The sequence below is a fragment of the Geomonas sp. genome, from assembly GCF_056994735.1.
The window spans coordinates 1-2795 of the sequence record NZ_JBXKJL010000309.1 but is presented as its reverse complement, the minus strand read 5'-3'; the positions used below and the strand labels follow the sequence as shown (position 1 = coordinate 2795).

Sequence of the window (2795 nt, the reverse complement as noted above, 5' to 3'; positions counted from 1 at the left end):
GATGGCAATATCGCTGGTATCACTTGTCATTATCACTGCTGCCAATTTCCTCTTCCTGGTACCAACGGTTGATAAGAAGCTGCTCGAGGAGAGAGAGGTAGGCTTGAGATCGGTAGTCGATCTTCCTGTGGCACTCATCGCCGAGTACGACGAAAGAGCGAGGAAGGGAGAGTTCTCCCTGGAGGAAGCGCAGAAAAGGGCGAAGGACCGCATCAGGCTGCTGCGCTACAGCGGGAAGGAATACTTCTGGATCAACGACCTCAACGCCAAGATGTTGATGCATCCCGTGAAGCCTGAGCTCGATGGGCAGGATCAAAGCGGCACGAGAGATGCCAACGGCAAGGCCGTCTTCGTCGAGATGGCCCAGGTCGCCAAGACCAAGGGCGAAGGCGTGGTCGATTACCTGTGGCCGAAGCCCGGATCGGCCGTCCCGGTCAAGAAGCTATCGTACGTGAAAATTTACCGACCGTGGGGTTGGGTGATCGGTAGCGGCATCTACGTCGACGACCTGCAGAAGGACCTGGCGGCAATTCAATGGGCGATCGGGGCTGCGACCCTGGTGATCATCGCCCTGCTCATTTCCCTCGGCTACCTCGTCTCTTCGAGGATCAGCCACGGGATCAAAAAGGTCATCTCTGCTGCCGACCGGCTGGCCGCCGGGGATGTCGATGTCGAGATCACCGCGGATTCACATGACGAAACGGGCAGGCTGGCCGAGGCCATGCAACGGATGGTGTCCAACATACGGGGGGCCGCACAGGCGGCTGAAAGGATCGCAGCGGGCGATCTTGACATAGCGTTAACGGTGAAATCGGAGAAGGATATCCTCTCCAAAAACCTCAATGTCACCGCCGAGGCGGTGAGGTCGCTGATAGCCGACGCGGACATGCTGGCCAAAGCCGCGCTCGAGGGAAGACTGACCTATCGCGCCGACGCTTCCGCGCACAGGGGCGACTTCGGCAGACTGATGGAAGGTGTGAACGGGACCATCGACCGACTGGTCGGTCTCCTGGACAGCATGCCGGCTCCGGCGATGATTATCGACACCGACTTCACCGTGCAGTACATGAACGAACTGGGGGCCAGTGCCGGCGGGAAGACCCGGGCCGCGGTGATCGGCACCAAATGCTACGATCATTTCAAGACCTCGGACTGCAAGACCCCGAACTGCGCTTGCTACAAGGCGATCTCGGGCGGCCGTGAGGCGACCAGCGAGACCGACGCACACCCGGCTGCCGGGGTTGATCTGGAAATCTCCTACACCGGCGTTCCGATCAAGGACGGCAACGGCAATGTCGTCGGCGCCTTCGAGGTGGTGACGGACCTGACCACGGTGAAGAGTGCGGCACGGCGGGCGACGAAGATCGCCCAGTACCAGGACAACGAGACCCGCAAGCTCGTCGACGGCCTCGGCAAGCTCTCCAAGGGCGACGTCAACTTCACCTTGGGCACGGAGCCCGCCGACAGCGACACCGAAGAGGTCAAGGAAACCTTCGACTCCATCGCGACCGCAGTCAACCGCACCGCCGAGGCGGTGAAATCATTGGTGGCCGACGCTGATATGCTGGCGAAAGCCGCGGTGGAGGGGAGGCTCTATTACCGCGCCGATGCCTCCCTGCACCAGGGCGACTTCGGCAGGTTGATGGAGGGGATCAACGGGACCATCGCCCGCCTGGTCGGTATCCTGGACAACATGCCTGCTCCCGCCATGATCATCGATAAGGACTTCACGGTGCAGTACATGAACGAGCTCGGCGCCAAGGTCGGCGGGAAGACCCAGGCCACGGTGATCGGCACGAAATGCTACGATCACTTCAAGACCGCCGACTGCAAGACCCAGAACTGCGCCTGCTACCGGGCGATCTCGGACGGCCGGGACGCCACCAGCGAGACCGACGCCCATCCCGCCGCCGGGGTCGATCTGGACATCTCCTACACCGGCGTCCCGATCAAGGACGGGACCGGCAAGATCATCGGTGCCTTCGAGGTGGTGACGGACTTGACCGCGGTGAAGACGGCCGCGCGGCAGGCAAGGAAGATCTCGGACTACCAGAACAACGAGACCCGGAAGCTCGTCGACGGTCTCGGCAAGCTGGCCAAGGGCGAGGTCAACTTCACCCTGGTCACCGAGCCCGCCGACAGCGACACCAGGGAGGTGAAGGAAACCTTCGACTCCATCGCGAACGCCGTCAACAGCTCCGTCAGCGCCATGCGCCACGTCGCGGATGCCGCCAAGCAGATTGCCGAAGGGGACCTGACCGTCGAGATAAAAGAACGTTCAGCGGAGGACGAACTGTTGCTGGCACTAGGGGCGATGGTCCAGAAGCTCAGGGACGTGGTGGCGGATGTCAAGGCTGCGGTCAGCAACGTAGCCTCCGGGAGCCAGGAGCTTTCAGCCAATTCGGAACAGATGTCCCAGGGAGCGAGCGAGCAGGCGGCATCGGCCGAAGAGGTCTCCTCCTCGATGGAACAGATGTCCTCGAACATCAGGCAGAACGCCGACAATGCGATGCAGACGGAGAAGATGGCGACCAAGTCGGCAGGCAACGCACAGGAAGGCGGAAAGGCCGTCATGGAGACGGTAGGTGCCATGAAGGAGATCGCGGGAAAGATCTCCATCATCGAGGAGATCTCGCGCCAGACCAACCTGCTGGCGCTCAATGCCGCCATCGAGGCTGCCCGGGCCGGGGAGCATGGCAAGGGATTCGCGGTCGTGGCCTCCGAGGTGCGCAAGCTTGCGGAGCGGAGCCAGAAAGCGGCCGGTGAGATCTCGGAACTGTCGACCAGGAGCGTCG

At 61.9% G+C, this 2795-nt stretch carries 1 protein-coding gene; it reads left to right on the top strand.

Annotated features, from left to right (window positions below; genetic code table 11):
- Position 1: 1 nt before the first annotated feature.
- Positions 2–2795: cache domain-containing protein (locus AC11W3_RS13800; protein WP_484088469.1), on the top strand; the 2794-nt coding region annotated here is incomplete at its 3' end.